Annotated in this window: 20 protein-coding genes, 1 pseudogene and 1 riboswitch; of the genes and pseudogenes, 8 read left to right on the forward strand and 13 right to left on the reverse strand. The window is 28.4% G+C overall.

Annotated elements, in window-relative coordinates; translation table 11 throughout:
• Nucleotides 1-55: 55 nt before the first annotated feature.
• On the reverse strand, nt 56-2,416 hold the full coding sequence (gene ppsA / locus AVBRAN9331_RS07825) for a phosphoenolpyruvate synthase (protein ID WP_336612751.1): 2,361 nt from the start codon (nt 2,414-2,416) through the stop codon (nt 56-58).
• A gap of 55 nt (nt 2,417-2,471) precedes the next feature.
• On the opposite strand from ppsA, the gene ppsR reads away from it, so the two are divergent.
• Nucleotides 2,472-3,290 carry a posphoenolpyruvate synthetase regulatory kinase/phosphorylase PpsR gene (gene ppsR / locus AVBRAN9331_RS07830; protein WP_214120410.1) on the forward strand — a complete coding sequence of 273 codons (819 nt, stop codon included), beginning with the start codon at nt 2,472-2,474 and terminating at the stop codon, nt 3,288-3,290.
• Nucleotides 3,291-3,371: 81 nt separating this feature from the next.
• Here ppsR and AVBRAN9331_RS07835 read toward each other — a convergent pair whose 3' ends face one another.
• The 5 genes and pseudogenes from AVBRAN9331_RS07835 to AVBRAN9331_RS07855 all read right to left on the reverse strand — a co-directional run.
• A complete protein-coding gene (locus AVBRAN9331_RS07835) occupies nt 3,372-4,544 on the reverse strand; it encodes an NRAMP family divalent metal transporter (RefSeq protein WP_336612752.1) in 1,173 nt (390 codons plus the stop codon).
• Nucleotides 4,544-5,281 carry a 5-oxoprolinase subunit PxpA gene (locus AVBRAN9331_RS07840; RefSeq protein ID WP_214118341.1) on the reverse strand — a complete coding sequence of 246 codons (738 nt, stop codon included), beginning with the start codon at nt 5,279-5,281 and terminating at the stop codon, nt 4,544-4,546. Before AVBRAN9331_RS07840 ends, AVBRAN9331_RS07835 begins: the two co-directional genes overlap by 1 nt.
• Nucleotides 5,271-6,194 (reverse strand): biotin-dependent carboxyltransferase family protein, encoded by a 924-nt coding sequence (locus AVBRAN9331_RS07845; protein ID WP_214120412.1) that lies wholly within the window; start codon nt 6,192-6,194, stop codon nt 5,271-5,273. Before AVBRAN9331_RS07845 ends, AVBRAN9331_RS07840 begins: the two co-directional genes overlap by 11 nt.
• On the reverse strand, nt 6,191-6,850 hold the full coding sequence (pxpB, locus tag AVBRAN9331_RS07850) for a 5-oxoprolinase subunit PxpB (protein ID WP_214120413.1): 660 nt from the start codon (nt 6,848-6,850) through the stop codon (nt 6,191-6,193). The genes AVBRAN9331_RS07845 and pxpB overlap by 4 nt, the downstream gene beginning before the upstream one ends.
• A gap of 29 nt (nt 6,851-6,879) precedes the next feature.
• Nucleotides 6,880-7,656 (reverse strand): annotated as a pseudogene (locus AVBRAN9331_RS07855) (putative hydro-lyase); the annotation flags it as partial.
• 216 nt (nt 7,657-7,872) lie between these two features.
• Nucleotides 7,873-7,973, forward strand: a riboswitch (TPP riboswitch).
• Between the two features lie 45 nt (nt 7,974-8,018).
• On the opposite strand from AVBRAN9331_RS07855, the gene AVBRAN9331_RS07860 reads away from it, so the two are divergent.
• From AVBRAN9331_RS07860 to thiD, 5 genes are read left to right on the forward strand one after another with little or no spacing between them, the layout of a single operon-like run.
• The gene (locus tag AVBRAN9331_RS07860; RefSeq protein ID WP_336612753.1) at nt 8,019-9,152 is read left to right on the forward strand and encodes a cytosine permease; all 1,134 of its coding nucleotides are present in this window, start codon (nt 8,019-8,021) and stop codon (nt 9,150-9,152) included.
• Nucleotides 9,115-9,909 (forward strand): hydroxyethylthiazole kinase, encoded by a 795-nt coding sequence (thiM, locus tag AVBRAN9331_RS07865; protein WP_336612754.1) that lies wholly within the window; start codon nt 9,115-9,117, stop codon nt 9,907-9,909. Before AVBRAN9331_RS07860 ends, thiM begins: the two co-directional genes overlap by 38 nt.
• Nucleotides 9,893-10,507, forward strand: a complete 615-nt coding sequence (locus tag AVBRAN9331_RS07870) for a thiamine phosphate synthase (RefSeq protein ID WP_214150602.1) — start codon at nt 9,893-9,895, stop codon at nt 10,505-10,507. The genes thiM and AVBRAN9331_RS07870 overlap by 17 nt, the downstream gene beginning before the upstream one ends.
• Nucleotides 10,483-11,037 carry a hypothetical protein gene (locus AVBRAN9331_RS07875; RefSeq protein WP_336612755.1) on the forward strand — a complete coding sequence of 185 codons (555 nt, stop codon included), beginning with the start codon at nt 10,483-10,485 and terminating at the stop codon, nt 11,035-11,037. The genes AVBRAN9331_RS07870 and AVBRAN9331_RS07875 overlap by 25 nt, the downstream gene beginning before the upstream one ends.
• Nucleotides 11,006-11,761: a bifunctional hydroxymethylpyrimidine kinase/phosphomethylpyrimidine kinase gene (thiD, locus tag AVBRAN9331_RS07880; RefSeq protein WP_336612756.1), complete on the forward strand. Its 756-nt coding sequence runs from the start codon at nt 11,006-11,008 to the stop codon at nt 11,759-11,761. Before AVBRAN9331_RS07875 ends, thiD begins: the two co-directional genes overlap by 32 nt.
• A gap of 288 nt (nt 11,762-12,049) precedes the next feature.
• On the opposite strand, the gene motB is transcribed toward thiD, so the two are convergent.
• Genes motB through polA form a run of 4 tightly spaced genes read right to left on the reverse strand, consistent with a single transcriptional unit; the run spans nt 12,050 to nt 17,350 of the window.
• Nucleotides 12,050-12,778, reverse strand: coding sequence for a flagellar motor protein MotB (gene motB / locus AVBRAN9331_RS07885; RefSeq protein WP_214150479.1), 729 nt, complete (start codon nt 12,776-12,778; stop codon nt 12,050-12,052).
• A gap of 2 nt (nt 12,779-12,780) precedes the next feature.
• The gene (gene motA / locus AVBRAN9331_RS07890; RefSeq protein ID WP_214118320.1) at nt 12,781-13,554 is read right to left on the reverse strand and encodes a flagellar motor stator protein MotA; all 774 of its coding nucleotides are present in this window, start codon (nt 13,552-13,554) and stop codon (nt 12,781-12,783) included.
• Nucleotides 13,555-13,589: 35 nt separating this feature from the next.
• The gene (locus AVBRAN9331_RS07895; protein ID WP_336612757.1) at nt 13,590-14,732 is read right to left on the reverse strand and encodes a GGDEF domain-containing protein; all 1,143 of its coding nucleotides are present in this window, start codon (nt 14,730-14,732) and stop codon (nt 13,590-13,592) included.
• A gap of 11 nt (nt 14,733-14,743) precedes the next feature.
• Nucleotides 14,744-17,350 (reverse strand): DNA polymerase I, encoded by a 2,607-nt coding sequence (gene polA, locus AVBRAN9331_RS07900; protein ID WP_336612758.1) that lies wholly within the window; start codon nt 17,348-17,350, stop codon nt 14,744-14,746.
• A gap of 130 nt (nt 17,351-17,480) precedes the next feature.
• Between polA and AVBRAN9331_RS07905 the strand changes: the two genes are divergently transcribed.
• The gene (locus AVBRAN9331_RS07905) at nt 17,481-18,401 is read left to right on the forward strand and encodes a bile acid:sodium symporter family protein (RefSeq protein WP_336612759.1); all 921 of its coding nucleotides are present in this window, start codon (nt 17,481-17,483) and stop codon (nt 18,399-18,401) included.
• Between the two features lie 81 nt (nt 18,402-18,482).
• Here AVBRAN9331_RS07905 and AVBRAN9331_RS07910 read toward each other — a convergent pair whose 3' ends face one another.
• From AVBRAN9331_RS07910 to AVBRAN9331_RS07920, 3 genes are read right to left on the reverse strand one after another with little or no spacing between them, the layout of a single operon-like run.
• Entirely contained in the window at nt 18,483-18,614 is a 132-nt protein-coding gene (locus AVBRAN9331_RS07910; protein WP_275591981.1) for a hypothetical protein, read from the reverse strand.
• A gap of 46 nt (nt 18,615-18,660) precedes the next feature.
• Nucleotides 18,661-18,816 carry a CstA-like transporter-associated (seleno)protein gene (locus AVBRAN9331_RS07915; RefSeq protein WP_214120529.1) on the reverse strand — a complete coding sequence of 52 codons (156 nt, stop codon included), beginning with the start codon at nt 18,814-18,816 and terminating at the stop codon, nt 18,661-18,663.
• A 54-nt stretch (nt 18,817-18,870) separates the two neighbouring features.
• Complete coding sequence (locus AVBRAN9331_RS07920) at nt 18,871-19,392, reverse strand: thermonuclease family protein (protein ID WP_336612760.1); 522 nt, start codon at nt 19,390-19,392, stop codon at nt 18,871-18,873.
• Nucleotides 19,393-19,446: 54 nt separating this feature from the next.
• On the opposite strand from AVBRAN9331_RS07920, the gene AVBRAN9331_RS07925 reads away from it, so the two are divergent.
• Nucleotides 19,447-20,055 carry a LysE/ArgO family amino acid transporter gene (locus AVBRAN9331_RS07925; RefSeq protein WP_239802922.1) on the forward strand — a complete coding sequence of 203 codons (609 nt, stop codon included), beginning with the start codon at nt 19,447-19,449 and terminating at the stop codon, nt 20,053-20,055.
• Nucleotides 20,056-20,227 lie beyond the last annotated feature (172 nt).

A 20,227-nucleotide genomic window follows, 5' to 3' on the forward strand; every position in this document is an offset into this window, starting at 1 on the left:
AAAAAAAATAAATTTACATTGCTTTTTTGTTTTTAGCAATGTAAATTAACTATTTTTAAATACTAGCTAGGCGTTTTGAAGTGCTAATAACACTATCAGGATTAAGCGACATTGAGCTAATGCCTTTTTGTTTTAGCCAAACAGCTAAATCTATATGATCACTTGGACCTTGACCACAAATTCCTACATATTTGTTTGCTTTTTTGCAAGCTGTAATTGCTCTTTCTAACATAAATAAAACCGCTTCATCTCTTTCATCAAAATCAGCCACTAAAATATCCATTCCACTATCTCTATCAAGTCCTAAAGTAAGCTGGGTTAAATCATTGCTACCTATACTAAAACCATCAAAATATTCTAAAAACTCATCGCATAAAATAGCATTACTAGGCACTTCGCACATCATAATCACTCTTAAGCCATTTACACCACGCTTTAAGCCATTTTTTGCCAATAGATTTATAACTGAATTTGCTTGTGATAAAGTCCTTACAAAAGGCACCATAATTTCAATATTATTTAGCCCCATTTCATCTCTTGCTATTTTTAAAGCTTCACATTCAAGCTTAAAGCATTCCGCAAAACTAGGAGCTAAATATCTACTTGCACCTCTAAATCCTAGCATAGGGTTTTCTTCGTGCATTTCGTAAAATTCTCCACCTAATAATTTTCTATATTCATTAGTCTTAAAATCACTAAGTCTAATAATCACAGGCTTGGGATAAAAAGCAGCTGCAATTGTAGCTATACCTTCGGCTAATTTTGATACAAAAAATTCTCTTGCATTAGCATAGCCTTTACTAGCTTCATTTATTTTATTTCTTAAATCATCATTTATATTGCCGTAATCTAAAATAGCATTAGGATGAATGCCTATGTGATTATTTATAATAAACTCAAGTCTAGCAAGTCCTACACCATCATTTGGCATTTGTGCGAATTTGAATGCTAATGCAGGATTTCCCACATTCATCATTATTTTTACACCGCAATTTTGCATTTCAAATTCTTCATTTTCAATTACTTCGTATTTTAATGCCCCTTCATAAACCCTACCTTCATCTCCATGAACACAACTAACGCTTACTAAATCTCCATCTTTTAATATAGTTGTAGCATTACTAGTGCCAACAACTGCACCAATTCCTAGCTCTCTTGCAATAATTGCTGCATGACAAGTCCTACCACCCCTATTTGTAACTATTGCTGCGGCTTTTTTCATAACAGGCTCCCAGTTTGGATCGGTCATATCAGTAACTATTACATCTCCAGCATTTACACGAGAAATCTCACTAATATCATTTATAACCTTAACTACCCCAACGCTTATTTTTTGTCCTATTGCTCTACCTGTTATTAGGACTTTTGATTCTTCTTTTAATTTATAGCTTATATCTTTTTTCTTTTGAGATTGAACGGTTTCAGGTCTTGCTTGAAGTATATAAATCTTACCATCTAATCCATCTAATCCCCATTCAATATCCATAGGTCTTTTATAATGCTCTTCTATAATTAAAGCATATCTTGCAAGTTCGTTTATTTGCTCATCATTTAGGCTAAATTTATCTTGCATATTTTTAGCTACATCTACTACTTTTACGGCATTTTCTCCTGCTTTTCTTTCTTCTTTAAATTCCATCTTAATTAACTTTGAGCCAATTTTTCTTGAGATTATTGCTTTATTATTGTTTTTTAGGCAAGTTTTTGATACATAAAACTCATCAGGATTCACCGAGCCTTGAACCACACATTCGCCTAATCCATAAGATGAAGTGATAAATACAACATCTTTAAATCCACTTTCAGTATCAAGGCTAAACATAACCCCGCTACTTCCTTTATCGCTTCTTACCATACGCTGAATACCAGCACTAAGCGATACTTCAAAATGTGAAAAACCCTTATGCACTCTATAAGAAATCGCCCTATCATTATAAAGTGATGCAAAAACCAAACGGATTTTATCCAATACATCATCAATTCCACTAACATTCAAAAAAGTTTCTTGCTGACCAGCAAAAGAAGCATCAGGCAAGTCTTCTGCGGTAGCTGATGAGCGGACAGCAAAAGCGCCTAATCCATCGCTATCTAATTCTTTATAAAACTTAGTGATTTGCTCTAAAAATAAAGGCTGAAAATTAGCTTTAGTTATTAAGCTTCTAATCCTTGCTCCACACTTAGCAAGTGCATCTAAATCATCAGGATTTAGATTTCTTAATTCATTATTAATTATTTCATCTAAATTATTGTATTTTAAAAAATCCCTAAAAGCTTGTGCTGTAGTTGCAAAACCATCAGGCACTCTAACCCCACTACTAGCAAGATTTGAAATCATCTCGCCTAAACTAGCATTTTTACCACCAACTATTTCTACATCGCTCATTCTAAGTTTTGAAAAAGCTAAAACATATTCCATTTTCACACTCCTTTTTGATAGAATTATTTTATTTTAACAAGCAAGGATAACTTAAATGAAACAATTAAATAAAAAAATTGTGTTTTTTATAAGTGATGGAACAGGAATAACCGCTGAAACATTTGCTCACTCGGTATTAGCTCAATTTGAAGATGAATATGTTTTCACACAAATTAGAGAACCTTTTATAAATACTGAAGAAAAGGCGATTAAGGTTGCAAATAAAATTAATGAATTAGCAAAAACCGATATTCCGCTAGCATTTAGCACTTTAATTAATGTAAATATTGCTAATCATATTAAGAATTCTAATTGTGTTTTTATAGATTTATTAGAGCCTTTTGTTAGCTTAATTTCAAATAAATTAAATGTAAAACCAAGCATAAAACAAGGTCTATCTCACTCAAACACTCATAATAAAAATTATCAAAATAGAATAGAAGCTATTAATTTTACTTTAGAGCACGATGATGGGCAATTCATCTACGCACTTGATAATGCTCAAATAATTTTAATAGGGGTTTCAAGATCAGCAAAAACACCAACTAGCCTTTATCTTGCTATGCAATATGGAATTAAGGTAGCAAATTATCCACTAACTCCTGATGATTTTAAGGCTTGTGCTTTGCCTAATGCTTTAAAGCCTTATAAAAACAAGCTTTTTGGTCTTAGCATAGACCCATATCGCCTAAGTGAAATACGCAACGAAAGGCTGCCTAATTCTGAATACGCAAGTATAATTAATTGTAAAAATGAAGTAAAAAATGCAGAATTTTTAATGAAGATAAACAATATCCCATTTTTAAATATCACAAATAAAAGCATAGAAGAAGTAACTTCTACTTTATTAGATATATTTGATATACATAATTAAATAAAATAATTATTTTTAGCTATAGACAATAAGCTAAAGGGGTTTTAGAATTTGAAATATTAATTTCAAATTCTAATTATTTTAAGAGTTTATATATTTCATTAAAGTTACATAGCACAAATACGCCATAGCAATGGTAATTAACCAACCTATTAAAGCAAGTAGTTTAGAGTGTTTATAATCTCCTACTATGTTTTTCTTATAAGCTGCAATTAATATCACACATAAAGCAATAGGCAATATAAAACCATTTAAAGTCCCTACCAAAATTAATACTGCAGTTGGTTTTCCTATAGTTGAAAATACTAAAGTAGAAAATATAATAAAAGCTATTATTATATTGTTTTCATTCTTTTTAAGCCAAGGACTAAAGCTTGATATAAAACTAACTGATGTATAAGCACAACCAACCACTGAAGTAATAGAAGCAGCCCAAATTACAATACCAAAAACAACACTACCAAAATTACCCAAAATATATTCAAAAGGAGTAAGAGCTGGATTGTTAGGATTTAAACTAACGCCTAAAGAAATAACACCTAAAACTGCTAAAAATAAAAATACCCTAATAATACTAGCTATAATTATTCCTGAAACCGAACTTTTACTAACTTCTTTTAGATTTTCAACACCACAAATACCCGCATCAAGTAAGCGATGAGCACCTGAAAAAGTAATATATCCGCCAACCGTTCCGCCTATTAAAGTAACCAAGCTTAAAGCATCAAATTTTGATGGAGCAAATGTCTCAATAGCCACTTCTTTTAAAGGTGGATTTGATTTAAACACAATATAAATTATTATAAGTATTAATATAGTACCTAAAATCTTAGCAAATCTATCCATGTGTGCACCTGCGTCTTTATTAATGAAAATACCTATAGCAATTACTGCACTAATACAAGCTCCTAAAATAGGATTTATCCCAAAAATAGTCTCAAATCCAAGTCCAGCACCTGCAATATTACCTATATTAAATGCAAGTCCACCTAAAATTATCAAAAATGATAATAAATATCCTACACCTGGAAAGACCTTATTAGCAATATCTTGAGCTTTTAATTTACTAACTGCAATAATTCTCCATACATTAAATTGAACCCCAATATCCATTAAAACCGACATTAAAATAATAAAAGCAAAACTAGCCCCTAAGCTTTGCGTAAAGCTAGCAGTTTGAGTTAAAAATCCAGGTCCAACTGCTGAAGTAGCCATTAAAAATGCAGCACCTAATATAGCTTTATTATTTTTCATTAATTACTCCTTATGCTTATATTGTTTTCTTCTAAAGTTTTTTTGATTTTTTGTGCGAATAAAAGTGCTTTTTTGCTATCTCCATGAACGCATAAACTATCAGCTTTTATATTAATTTTTTTACCATTTTCACTGATTACATATGAATGTTTTATCATATTTAATACTTGATTTATTGCTTCATCTTCATTTTCAATTAAAGCATTTTCTTTAGTTCTTGATACTAATAAACCATCATCTGTATATCTTCTATCAGCAAAAACTTCACTAATACTATTAATGCCTACATCATTTGCTGCACTAATTAAACAAGAATTGCTAAGCCCCATTAATGCTATATCTTTGCCTAATTTTGCAACTTCTATTGCAATATTTTTTGCTAAGTCTAAATCAACACAAGCCATATTATATAAAGCTCCGTGCGGTTTAACATAGCTTAATTTTACCCCTACTAATTCGCACATTTGCTTAATCGCACCAAATTGATAAGCAAGTAGTGCTTGTAATAATTCTTTATTTAAATTCTCATTAGTTCTTCCAAAATTTGCCCTATCATTAAAGCTTGGGTGAGCTCCTATTCTTAGCTTATATTCTTTAGCTTTAATTAAAGTATTATATATTTCTTTATATCCGCCAGCGTGAAGCCCACAGCATACATTAACAGAGCTTATTAAAGCTAATATCTCATCATCATTTTGCATACCTTCAGCTAAATCTGAATTAAAATCAATTCTCACTTGCATACTCCTTTATTTGATTTATATGTGAAATTCTTTCTTTTTTTGCCATTAGAGCTTCTTCAATACTTACTAATTCAAAACTAATCTTAGAATTAATTCTACTTTGAGCAAAAAGCCCTAAATCAGCTTCAATTACTTGAGCAATTTTTGGATAACCGCCTGTTGTTTGTGCGTCTTTTAATAAAACTATAGGCTCTCCACTACTTGGCACTTGAATAGTTCCTGCACTAACTCCGTGAGATGGCAAGCTTAATTCATTGATTAAATTAAGTTTAAAATCACTATTTAGCCTATATCCCATTCTATTACTTGAGCTTGATATATTAAATTCTTGATTTAATAAATTATGCTTTGCTTCATCACTAAAAAGCTCCCATTCAGCACCTTTAATTATTCTTATTTTATCTCTTGGTTTTATCCTAGATACTGCTATTTGAGATAAATTCATTCTTGAACCTATGCTTAATTCATCGCCTACTTTTAATGCTCTACCATTAAATCCACCAAAAGATGCGCTAAGATTTGTAGAAGCTGAATTAAGAACAAAATCAGCACTAAAACCACCATAAGCACAAATATAAGCACACATTCCTGACATAGCTCTTATTAATCTAAGAGTTTTTCCTGCTTCAATTCTAATTCTATAATTATTATGAATTGGCTTTTCATCTATGAATGCTTCATAATTTGCCCCTGTGATACAAAAAGTCATTGCCTTATTACAATATATTTCTATCCCACCTAAAATCACTTCAATTGCAGGTGCATTTAAGTCATTTCCTAATAAAGCATTACCTAACATAAAGCTCCACTTATCTAAAGCCCCACTCTCATTTACCCCATAACCTTTATACGAAAACCTACCTAAATCTTGGATAGTTGCAATTGATGATATTTTTGTAATTTTCATAATCTCTCCTTAATGCTATTGATTACAAATTTTAATCTATCACCTGCTTTTAAAAGGCTCGGATTTTCGCTATTTACATCAAATAATTTTGCCTTTGTATTTCCTATGATATTCCATCCACCTGGACTTTGATAAGGATATATTCCTGTTTGAGCTCCACCTATACCAACCGAACCTGCTGGAATTTTAAGTCTTGGGGTGCTAAGCCTTGGAGTGTGTAAAATCTCATTTAATCCACCCAAATATGCAAATCCTGGTTGAAAACCTATAAAATAAACATCATAAATAGGCTCGGCGTGTAATTTAGCAAACTCACTCATACTCATACCTTTAGCCTTTGCAATTACTTTTAAATCAAGTCCTAAATCCCCACCATAATCAACAGGAATTTCAATCAATCTTCCTGATAGCTCTAGTGGTTTAGTGCTAGTAATTAACTCATTTAATTTACTTTGTAAATCTAATAAATCTTTATAATTTAAATCACTTGTTAAGACATAAAGAGTATTCATTCCGACCACTACTTCTTTTATATAAGGCATATCTTTAATTACTAAATTAAGTGCATAGCATAGGCGTTGTTTTTCTATGCTTATTGGAGGCTCAAGATATAAAAGCAATGAAGTTTCGCTTGTAATTTTAAATTTGTTATACATAATCATCCTTTAAATTTATTTTTTTAATACTAAAACACACTATATTCGCTATCTTTTCTATCCGTTACAAACATATATCCAGGAGAATGAGTTATCATAATATCAGGCTTACTAGTAAGTGCTATGCTTTGCGGAGTTACCCCACAAGCCCAAAATACACATTCTTCATCAGGATAAATAGTAGATGCGTCTCCAAAATCAGGATTATTAATATCTTTAATACCTATTACACTAGGATTTCCTATATGAACAGGTGCTCCATGCACGCTAGGATAAAGAGCAGTTGCAGTTGTAGCTTTGATTAAATCTTTATGTTTAATTGGTCGCATTGAAACAACCATTTTTCCATAAAACTTACCAGCACTTGCACAATCAATATTTGTAATATACATAGGCACATTATGATCTTCATCAATATGTCTTAAAGGTATATTATGATTTAATAAAGCTGCTTCAAATGAAAACGAACAACCTATTAAAAAACTCACATAATCATCTTTAAAATGATTAATAATATTACTTGTTTCTTCTACTAATTCGCCTTTTTTATATATTCTATATTTAGGAATACTCGTTCTAATATCTGCATTATTTGCACTTGTTTTTGTAAGATATTCTCCCGCGTCTAAGACTTCAATTAAAGGACAAGGTTTAGGGTTTCTTTGACAAAATAATAAAAAATCATAAGCATCACTTTTAGGCAAAATCGCAAGATTAGCTTGAACATAACCTTTACAAACCCCTGCTGTAGGTTTATTGAATTCATTTTTAGAAATTAAAGCTCTTAACTCTTCTGGTCTCATTTTTTCTCCTTTTTGAAATTGTAGTGTGAAAAAATGTGAAGAAAAGTAAAAATATAAAAAACTTAACTAAAATTGTTACAAAATTACACAATTAATTATATATAAAATAAGTATTAAATATATTGATTATTTATATTAAAAATTAAGAAATTATTGCAATATAACAAATAATTATTGTAATATTTTATATATCTATTTCATAACTAATTTTAATTAGAATAATGATTTTAGGGGAGCGAAAGCTGAGAGTAGGCGTAATAGTCTTGACCCTTTGAACCTGTTTGGGTAATGCCAGCGTAGGGAGATGCAAAATTTTTTCTAATCCTTTCTTAGCATTCCCATAAATTAATTTTATGGAGAGTTGTATGAGTAATTTTTTCTTGTGGCTTGGAGCTAGTATTTCGCTAGCTGAAATTGAAGCCGGTAGTTTATTTTCAGGTCTTATTTTAAGTGATTCTTTATTTGCTATATTTTTTGGACATTTTTTAGGTGGAATTTTATTTTTTGCTATGATGTATATTAGCACTAAACTAAAATACAATGCTATGGGTAGTCTTAAATATTTTTACTCACAAAATGGCAAAATATTCTTTTCATTTTGCAATTTTCTAGCTTTAATTTGCTGGAGTGCAGTTATGATTATGAGTGCAGCAATACTACTAAATGGACTATATCCAAATACAAATTTTAACTTAGTAGCAATTTTGTTATCATCACTTTTAATAATATGGCTATTATTAAAACAAAATTTATTAATGTTAATAAATAATTTTATAGTTTGCATACTTTTTTTGATAGTAATTTATATTTTTTATAACTTAATTAATCTTAATTTAAACCAAATAGAAGTTAATAAAATAAACTTAATAAATGCTATTGAACTAAGTATTGCTATGCCAATTTCTTGGCTTGCATTAGTTGGTGATTATACAAAATATTTTAAAAATCCAATAAAAGATAGTTTAGTAGCTTCAGTTGCGTATTTTCTAGGAAGTTCGCTTATGTATATAATTGGATATTTAACTATGAAATACTATAGCGACCTTTCTAGTTTTTTAATCACTTTAAAATTATCAATGTTAATAATATTTTTGATTATTTTTTCAACAATAACAACAACATATTTAGATATTTTTTCAGCTAATGAAAGTATTAAAAATATAAATAATAAATTTGGTAATAAAATTACAATTTTATTAATAATCTTTATTGCTTTATTAATAGCTATTTTTATACCTTTTTCTTTATATGAAAATTTTTTATATACATTAAGTTCAGTATTTTTACCTATGGCATCGGTTATGGTATGTGTATATTGTTTTAAACTCAAAAATTCAGCTAAATTAAATTTTTTAATTTGGTTTATTGGATTTTTAATTTACCAAATACTGATTTATTTTGATTTTTTAGCATCAATTTTAACTTTTTTAATCATTTTAATTTTAACCTTAGGAGGAGAATATGTATCAAAACATTATGCAAAAAACAAGAAATCATAAAACTTTAGTAGAAAGTATTACAAATTATGTAACGATAAATGACTCAGCTAACGCTATTTTAGCTGTTGGTGGCTCACCTATTATGGGAGATTTTTATGAAGAAGTTGGCGAAATTGTTACAATTAGTAATGCGGTTTTGCTAAATATCGGGCAGTTAAACGACAATCTAATAAAAGCCCATAAAAACGCAGCCTTAAAGGCAAATGAATTAAATATTCCTATTGTTTTTGACCCCGTTGCAGCAGGAGTTAGTAATGCAAGAAATAATTTATGTAAATATTTAATGCAAAATATAAAGTTTTGTGTAATTAAAGGCAATGCAAGCGAGATAAATTATCTAGTAAATAAGACATTAAATACAAGTGGCTGCGATAGTAGTGATGAAATAAATCAAAATGGTTTAGAAAAATACATTGATTTTGCTAAAAAACATAAAACTATTTTGGTAATCACAGGTAAAAATGATTTTATCATCAATAAAACAAATGTTTTTATGCTAAGCAATGGTTCGGCAATGCAGACGAAAATCACAGGTGCAGGTTGTATGCTAGGCAATATCTTAGCCGTTTTTGTAGGGGCAAATGATGATAAATTAAATTCTGTAATCACAGGTATAAGTGCATTTAACATAAGTGCTGAAATAGCCGAAACTAAAGCAAATGGCACTATGTCGTTTAAAATGCACTTAATTGATGAGTTAAGCAAAATTGATGGAACTACCATAAAAGAAAGGATAAAAATTGAAAAACTTAGATGAAATTTTAAGATTTTATGCAATTAGTGATGATATATACACTAAAGAAGATGAATTATTAGATATTTGTGAGATTTTATTTGATTATGTAACTTGCTTTCAAGTAAGAAATAAAGCGAACAATTATAGCCTTAATACACTTTTAAAATTAAAAAATCTTTGTGAAATAAAAAAAGTAGCTTTAATAATAAACGATGATTTAGAACTTGCAATTAAGCTAAATGCTGATGGTATTCATCTAGGACAAAGTGATATAAACAAAAATCTAAAAATACCAAAAAATATGTTTTTAGGAATAAGTGCAAGTAATTATGAAGAAGCGTTAAAGGGCTTAAAATTAGGAGCAAATTATCTAGGCATTGGAGCAATTTATGAGAGCAATACTAAAAAAGATGCAAAAATGCTAAGCAAAAATGACCTAATAAAAATAGTGCAAGAAATAAACATTCCTAAAGTGGCAATAGGAGGATTAAATTATCAAAATATAGACAATTTAAAAGAATTTAAAATAAAAAATATAGCTTGTATAAGTGCGATTTATGAAAATCAAAATTATAAAGCAAATTGCGAAAAATTATGGAAAAAGATTTCTCTTTTATAATTGACCTTGATGGCGTAATCATTGATAGCGTTGGCTTTTGGCAAGAATTAGCTAATGGATATAATTTAGATGATTTAAGTTTTTATGATGGGCTTAAAAAAATTGATGAATTAAACAAAACTAAATTAAGTAAAAAAATCATTAAAACTTGCATTGATTTTTATAGCAAAGAAGCTAATTTATGTATAGGTGTAAATGAGTTTTTAGCCAAATTTAAAGCTTATAAAAAGTGTATTTATACAGCTAGTCCATTTGCAAAACTTGTTTTAAAAAGATTTGATATTTTAGATAAATTTGTTTTCATTCAAGATGAAAGAAAATATTTAAAAACTACTCAAATAGCTTTAAAAACTTGTATGAATAAGCTAAATACTAATAAATTTATTTTAATTGATGATAGCTCTAAAATAATTGATTTAGCTAATAAAAACGACATTTTTAGCATTGGAATCAATTGCAAAAATGCAACAATAAATATTAAAAACATAGGAGAATTAAATGAAAAAGATATTAAGTATAGCTGGAAGTGACCCGTCTGGTGGGGCTGGGTTGCAAGCTGATATAAAGACAATTCAAGCTCATAAAATGTATGCAATGAGTGTAATTACAGCTCTAACTGCTCAAAATACTAGCGGAGTTTTTGGCATTTTAAGAGTTGATGCAGATTTTATAAAAGCTCAAATAAAAGCTTGTTTTGATGAATGCGAAATAGATTTTATAAAAATCGGAATGCTTTATGATGAAGAAATTATAAATTGTGTTAAAAATACTCTAAATGGATATAGTAAAATCGTATTAGATCCAGTAATGGTATCTACAAGTGGTGCGAGATTGCTTGATGAAAGGGCAATTAATGCTATAAAAGGTTTTGCAAAAAATGTTTATTTGATTACTCCAAATTTATATGAAGCTGAAGTTTTGTTAGGCGAAAAAATCACAAATGAAAAAGATGCAATAAATGCAGCAAAAAGTCTAGAAAAAACTCTAAATTGTAAGGTTTTGTTAAAAGGTGGACATTTAAAAGCAAGTGATTTTTTAAGCGAAAATGGTGAAATTACGATTTTTAAAGGCAAAAAAATAAAAAATATTGTAACTCACGGCACGGGTTGCACTCTAAGCTCTGCAATTGCTTGTAATTTAGCTTTAAACGAAGATATTAAAACAGCTTGTAAAAATGCAAAAGATTATGTAAGTAATGCTTTAAAAAATAGCTTTAACTTTAATTACAAAGTAAAATTATTAAATCATTTTTAGCATTATAGTTTTAAGCTTTAATTTTAAAATATGTTTTTTGAAATTAAAGCTCTTAACTCTTCTGGTCTCATTTTTTCTCCTTTTTGAAAATGTAGTGTGAAAAAAATGTGAAGAAAAGTAAAAATATAAAAACTTAACTAAAATTGTTACAAAATTACACAATTAATTATATGTAAAATAAGTATAAAGTTTTTATTATTAATTTATAAAAGATAAAAATGGTAAAAATGTAATATTTAAAGCTTTAAAAGAATTTGAAATTCCTTAAAACTTTAAATATATATAAAATTATTTAACTTTTTCTACTGCATCAAGTATTGTTTTTTGAGATTTTATATCGTTTATATCAGTTTTAAAATATAATTCAACTCTATTATTTTTGATAGATTCTAAACTATTATTATCAAATCTAGGATTGTTTGCTCCATAGCTTTTGATACTAAGTTTTGATGAATCAACCCCGCTTTTAATAAGTATCTCAAGGACTTCTCTAGCTCTTGCAGTCGCTAAATCAAAACTTGTTAAATAACTATCATCATTATCGCTAAATCCACGAATTTCAAGCTGAACCCCATCTCCTAAGCCTTGCATAATCATTTTAATTCTTTTAAGATATAAAATATCATCACTATTTGCAACTCTAGTTTCATCTTTATTAAATAACAATATTGAAGGAAGTTCCATATAAAATTGGTTTTCTCTTTGATCTAAGATAGCTTTTAGTTTTTCTATACTTTCTTGCTGATTTATATTTTGAGCTTGTAAAGCACGAGATTCTTCGTTATTTGATGGACTATGTTTGCCATCTGTTTTACTCTCTTTTTCTACCACCTGCGTGCTTGGAAAATCAAAAATCTTTACAAATTCTTTAGTTAAAGCCTTTGCTTTATCAGTATTTACCGAAGCAATAGCGTAAAGTGCAATAAATAACGCTAGTAATAATGAGAAAAAGTCTGCTAAAGGAACAGCCCATTTCTCGCATGCTGGTATTGGTGGGCACTTTTTTTTCTTAGACATTATTATTCACCAAATTGTGATTTAGGCACTAAACCATGTGGGAAATATAAAAATAGCTTTTGCTCTAAATCTCTTGGATTTGCACCTTCTGCTATACCAACTACCCCAGCCATCATAAGCTCTTTTTCTACTATTAAATCATGTCCGTTACCTTTGATTTTGTTTCCCCAAGGCACAAACACTCCATAACAACAATAAATCCCTGTAACCGTAGCCGTAAATGCACCCGCAATACCCATCGCCATTGCTTGCGGATTATCAAGTAATTGAAGTGCTAGCATAAGACCGCACACCGCTCCAACAAGTCCGAATGTAGGACAAGACTCACCTACACGACAAAAGAATTCCCTACACTCATCATAATAAGTTTCTGAATGAGAAATATCAAGCTCCATACTTTCTTTTATCTCTTCAACATCTTTACCATCAACCATCATCATCATTGCTGATTTTAAGTAGTGATTATCTATTTCAGCTACTTTTGGTTCAAGTGCTAAAAGCCCATCTTTTCTAGCAATAGAAGCAAATTCTATTAACTGATCGGTTCTTGCTTGAAAATTAACCCCACTACCTTTAAAAACTATTTTAAGCTCTTTAAAAGCTCCTTTTATAAAATATTTATTCGTTCCAACCATAGTAGAGAAAAATGCTGTTGGTAAAACGATTAAAACCGATGAAATATGAATAAGGTGTAATGGGTTACCACCTTCTAAAATATCCCCTACGCAAATAGATGTAAGAGCTAAAACCATTCCTAAGACCGTTGTTAAATCCACATTTTTTCCTTTATTTAAATCTTAAAATATTACATTCATTTAGTTAAAATTTCTTCATTATATACTTTTATGCAATTTTTGCCAGCATTTTTAGCAGCATACACTGCTAAATCGGTTTTTTTCATAAAATCATTAGAATTTGTAATAGTAGTAGGTAAAATTGTAGCCACTCCTATACTAATACTACTTTTCCATCTATCATCTAGCTTATTTCCTACTTGAATATTTAAACTTCTAGTAACATTTAAAAGTGTTTTTGCTAATAACATAGCACCATCAATATCTGTATTTGGTAATAAAACAAAAAACTCATCTCCACCAAGTCTTGCTAAAACATCATCAGTTCTAATAGTTTCTTTGATTGTTTGCGAAAACTCTCTTAATACCTTATCGCCCATTTCGTGTCCATAAGTGTCATTTACTTCTTTAAAATTATCTAAATCAATCATTAAACCACTTGTAATTAATGAATTTTCTTTAGCTTCATTTAAAATAACTTCTAAAACTTCAAATAAATGTCTTCTATTTGGCAAATTTGTTAATACATCTGTTAAAGCTATACTTCTTAAAGTTTGATTTGTTGCTGCTAATTCTCTTGTTTTCTCTTTCACTTTTAATTCAAGATTTCTTTTAAGTTCTAATAATTCACTATTTTTCTTAACTACAACATTTAAAAGATTACTAAGAGCTTTTACTAAAGGTGCTGTTTGCTTATTTTCATTTTGAACTACTATCTCATAAGCTTCTTTAGCTTCAAGACCTTGATTAATTAATTCTATTTGTTTTGCCATATTTTGGTCAATCCCTAAAATATGAAAAGCAAGCCAAGAAATCAAAAACTCTAACAAACTCTTAACAGCTTCTTTATTAGTGCCATCTCCAACATCATCATATAATTGCTTAGTTTGTTCTATAAACATTTTATGACTTAATTTATGCTCTTGAAAAAAATCACTAAAAATATTTACATTTTGCATTAGCGTTTCTTCTTCTAAAAAATGCTCTTTAGCATAGTTTAAAATACCATTAAAAGCTTCATCTAACTCATTTTTATTTAAATTCTTTTCGCTTAATTTTAAAGCTAGTTCATTGATTAATTGCACTAAATAATAATGCTGCTTATCAACATTATCAATATTTGTTTCATAGTCTTTATTCCAAGCAAATATTATTTCCATAACCTTTCCCTTTATTTTAATTTATCCCAACTTTTCCCAACACTCAAACTCGTTTTTAGTTTAACTTTTAAACCATAAGCATTTTCCATTATATTTTGAGCTATTTTTGAAAATTCTAATACATATTCATCTTTTACTTCAAAAATTAACTCATCGTGAATTTGCAATATCAATTTTGCATTTTCACTCAAATATGGATAAATCTTAATCATAGCTAATTTAATTAAATCTGCTGCCGAACCTTGCAAAATGCTATTTATACATTCTCTATCGTTTGCATTATTTATCTTAATATCATTTGTATATTTGAAAAATCTTTTCCTACCTAAAAGCGTTTTGATATAACCTAAATCTTTTGTTTGTTTTTTTGTATTTTCAAAATATTCTTTAATCAAACTAAAAGAAGCAAAATATTTTTTAATATAATCACTAGCATCACTATATGGTATTTTTAACTCTTCACTAAGTCTTCTAGCACCCATTCCATAAATTAGACCAAAATTTATGCTTTTTGCATAATTTCTTTTATCTTTATCGCTCGTGCCAAAAATCTCAATAGCAGTTCTTGTATGAATGTCTTCATCAAATAAAAATGCTTTTAATAAATTTTCATCTTGGCTAAAATGAGCCAACATTCTAAGCTCAATTTGAGAATAATCAAGACTAATAAATGAATAACCTTTTTGCGGGATAAAAGCTTCTTTTAGAAAACTTGCGTATTTGCTTCTAGCAGGGATATTTTGTAGATTTGGATTATTTGAGCTAAGCCTTCCTGTTGCTGTGCCTGTTTGTAAAAAGTTTGAACGCACTTTAAAATTCTCTTGATTATCTACATTTAACTCAAGCAATGGTAAAACATAGGTGCTAAGGACTTTGCTAGCGGTTCTATATTCTAAAATCAATTCAGCAATAGGATGCTCTATGCTTTGTAAGGCTGCTTCATTAGTTGAGCCTTTATAATTATCAGGTAGTTTTAATTTATCATATAAAATCTCTTTAAGTTGCTTTGGAGAATTTAAATTAAAGCTTAAGCCAACCATATTAAATATCTGATTTTCTAATTCTTTTAAATTAAGCTCTAATATATTTTGAAGATTTAATAATTTTTCTTTATTTAGTGTAATTCCATTATTTTCTAAAGAAATTAAAACTTTAATAAACTCACATTCAAAATCAAATTCTTTTTTGCGTTCATCATCTAAGTTTTTAAAAGCGTGTTCATAAATTGCTTTAGTTATAAACGCATCTTCGCTTGCATATTCACAAGCTAATTTGGTATCAATATCGCTAAAATTTTCGCCCTTTTTAACTACTTCTTCATAAGCTAAACAAGTATAATCAAAATACTCCTTAGCAAGATAATCAAGTGAGTATTTAGAACTTGAATCAAGTAGCCAAGCAGCTATCATACTATCTTTAAATTTCTTTGGATATGAAATACCTAAGTCATTTTTCAGCATTTTTAAATCAAATTTTAAATTATGACCTATTATTACTTTTTCAAATATCTTATTTATAGCTTTTATAGCATCTTCTTTAGCAATATTTTTTGCATTTTTATGTAGTATTGGAACATAATAGCTTTTATCTTGATTACAAAACGAAAATCCAACTATCTTATCATCATAATTAAGCCCTGTTGTTTCGGTATCAAACCCAACCTCATCACCTAAATTATCTATAATCTTAAATAATTCTTCTTTATCATCTAATAAGGTTTTTGTATATTTTAAGCTTACTTGTTTTTCTTCTTTTATCTCGTTTTGTTTATCTATAAATTTTAAGAATTTAAATAATTCAAATTCTCTTAATTCATCTTCAATATTATTAAATATATTAATACTTGGCTTACTAGCCTTGCTTAGAAAATCTCCTAAAGGCAAATCATCAACTAATTTTGCTAATTTTTTAGATAAAACCGCATCATCTTTATGTTCGGCTAATTTTTTTTGAGAACTTTTATTGCCTAATACATTTAGATTTTTATATACATTATCAAGGCTATCGTATTCGTTTAATAGTTTTTTAGCAGCAACTGGTCCAATACCAGGAATACCTTTAAAGTTATCAGCACTATCGCCTACTAAGGTTAAATAATCAAGCATTTGATAAGGCTTAACGCCAAATTTCTCAATACAAGCTAACTCGTTTATAATCTCATAATTCTTACCAATTAACTCGGTATTATTATCATCAAGCAATTGATAAAGGTCTTTATCGGTTGAATAAATGCTAGTAAATAAGCCTTGTTGCTTAGCAAACTTACTAACACTAGCAATAATATCATCAGCTTCGTAATTAGGAATTTCTATTGATAAAAATCCTGATTTTTTAATAAGCTCGATACATACTGGAATTTGCTCTTTTAATTCAGGCTCTAATTCTTTTCTATTAGCCTTATAATCAGGCAAAAGCTCTTTTCTAAATGACCCGCCCGAGCTATCTAGTGCAAAAACTACATAATCACATTCAATTTCTTCAACAATTTTTAACATAAAATTTAATAAACCAAATATCATTCCTATTGGTTTTTCATCTTTTGCACTTTTTAAATTCCTCATCGCATAATAAGAGCGAAATAGCACATTTAAAGTATCTACTACTATTATTTTTTTCATATTTTCTACCTTTGATTTTGCCTTTATGTTATCAAAAGAATAATTAATAAAACTAATAAAAACTAATTTTCATTTTTAATTTACTTTAAAGTTTAATTTAATAAATTTCGTGTTTTTTAAAGGAGATTTTATGAAAAAAATTAGCGATTTTATTTCAAAAAATTTAGCTATTTTGGTTTTAGTTTGCACTACTTTTGCTTTGTTTTATCCAAGTATTTCTAATATTATTAAGACAAGTTATGTTAATTATTTGCTTGGAATTATTATGTTTGGAATGGGGCTTAGCGTTAGAGCTAGTGATTTTAAGGAATTATTTTTAAGACCTAAAGATGTGATTATAGGTATTTTTGCACAATTTATAATAATGCCTTTTATAGCTTTTGTTTTGATTTTTGTTTTCAAACTTGATAGTGCTTTAGCAATAGGTGTTGCTTTAGTTGGTGCTTGTCCTGGTGGAACTAGCTCAAATGTAATTAGCTACCTAGCAAAAGCTGATGTTGCTTTATCAGTTAGCATTACAAGCTGCACTACGATTTTAGCTCCGATAATTACTCCATTTATTACTTATTTATTAGTTGGAAAAAGCATTGATATTAACGCTATTTCAATGTTTATTAGCATTATTCAAGTGATTATTATTCCTATTTTATTAGGTGTTTTAGCTCATAAATTTTTACCTAAAATTACTGAAAAATTACAAGATATTTTGCCACTTATTTCAACCTTTGGAATTGTAGCTATAGTAATGAGTGTAGTTGGTGCAAATGCAACAAAAATCTTAGATAATTTAGGCATTATTTTAGTAGTTGTAATGCTTCATAATGTCTTAGGCTATCTTTTAGGCTTTTTTGCGGGAAAAATCTTTAAACTAGAATTAGCAAAACAAAAAACTCTAGCAATAGAAGTAGGAATGCAAAACTCAGGCTTAGCTGCTTCACTAGCAACTACTCATTTTGCTGCTTATCCTTTAGCTGCTGTTGTGGCTGCTTTATTTAGCGTGTGGCACAATATTTCAGGTGGGATTTTAGCAACAATTTTTAGAAGATTTTAATATTTGAAATTCCTATTTTAATTTTAAAATAGGAATTATTTTAAATTAACTTGTAAAACTAAACTAGCTTCTTTTAAATAATCAACAACTTTTTTTAATCGTTTTAAATTCTTCTTCGCTTTTTGGCTTTTCGCCTGTTTTTTCACATTCAGCTAAGTATTTTTCATAGCTTTGAGTTTTTGTTTTAAAAAATGCTTTAAGCTTTTTAAACATTGCTTGTCCTTAATCTTGTATAAGCAAACTTGCTTCTTAATTAACCTCAAGCACAATTAGAATTTAAACGCTCTTTCTCACGCTTTAAAAATTCTTCTTTGCTTAAAGGCTCTTCATTTGGGTATTTTTCCTTATGCTCTTTTAAATAAGCTTCATAATCAGGAATACCACAAGCTGCTTTGAGTTTATCAAAAAATCCCATAGCTTTCTCCTTAAGTTAAAATAAAATCTAAAGATAACATAAAAGATTTGCTAATCAATCTCTTTTATGCTCTAATCTAAATTCTCTTGGATTTTGTGGATTTTTACCTTGCCATAATCCTAATTTATTGGCTCTTGCGTATTTTTCATCATCTACATATTTTTTCGTATAGTTTTGATACGACCACGCACAACCATTTCTTACCATTGCTTTATTTATATCTTCGCCATTAGCATAGACAATACCTACAACCCGTCCATATTTATCTTTGTCTTTAATCTCTAACTTAATATCTTTATTTTTAAGAAAATCACTTAGCATATTTTTACAAAATTGCCCGTATTCTTGAGCGCTTTCAGGTGCGTCTATACCATAAAATCTCACTTTGATTTTTTCTCCTTTGCTAAGCAAAACTATAGTATCTCCATCACTTACTTTTTCTAGTGAATACTCTTTAGTAAAAGAAGTAAAATAAGAAAAATTTGCAACTACTAAAAAAACAATTAAAGCAATTATTTGATATTTAAATGGTAATTTTTTAATTAATTGCATTTGTGCTTTTGTTGGTTTTTTCATATTAATCCTTAAAATTATTTTTTTATATAATATTATTTTTAAAAGGATTTTACAATGGTTTTTATAAAAGGTTTTATATTAATATTATCATTAATTGTTGCTATCGGAGCTCAAAATATGTTTGTAATAAAACAAGCAATATTAAAAAATCATATAATTTTAATATGCAGTATTTGTTTTATTTGCGATGCTATTTTACTTGCTTGTGGAGTATTTGGAGTTGGTAAAGTATTATTAAAAAACGAAACAATGAGTTTAATAGTTACAATTTTAGGTATGTTATTTTTAATCACTTATGCGATGATTTCACTAAAATCAGCCTTTATGAACACTAATTGTGATTTTCAAAATGATAATGAAAAATTAAGTGTAAAAAAAGCAATAACTTTAACCTTAGCAATTACTTTACTAAACCCACATGTTTATTTAGATACCATATTTTTAGTTGGAGCAAACGCTATAAATATTCAACAAAATGAAAGGATATTATTTTTCTTAGGTGGTGTATGTGCTTCTTTTTTGTGGTTTTTTTCTTTAGGATTAGGAGTTAGTAAAATTAGTAAAATACTTTTAAATAAAAAAATATATTTTTTTATAGAAATATTAACTAGCCTAATAATGATTTATATAGCTTATGATTTATTAAAAATTTTAATCAATTAGCCGTAAAATAGCTTTTTCGTTATTATTTTACGCTTTTTAATTTTAACTTCTTGATGATTTTAAATTCTAGTATTTAAAAAATTAGTCTAATCATAATTTTAATTTTTATTTATACATTAAGCTTTATTATAAAAATAACAGAGCTTAATGTTTTTATAACTTTAAGATAAAA

The sequence above is a fragment of the Campylobacter sp. RM9331 genome (assembly GCF_020137685.1).
In the GTDB taxonomy this organism is placed as follows: Bacteria; Campylobacterota; Campylobacteria; order Campylobacterales; family Campylobacteraceae; genus Campylobacter_E.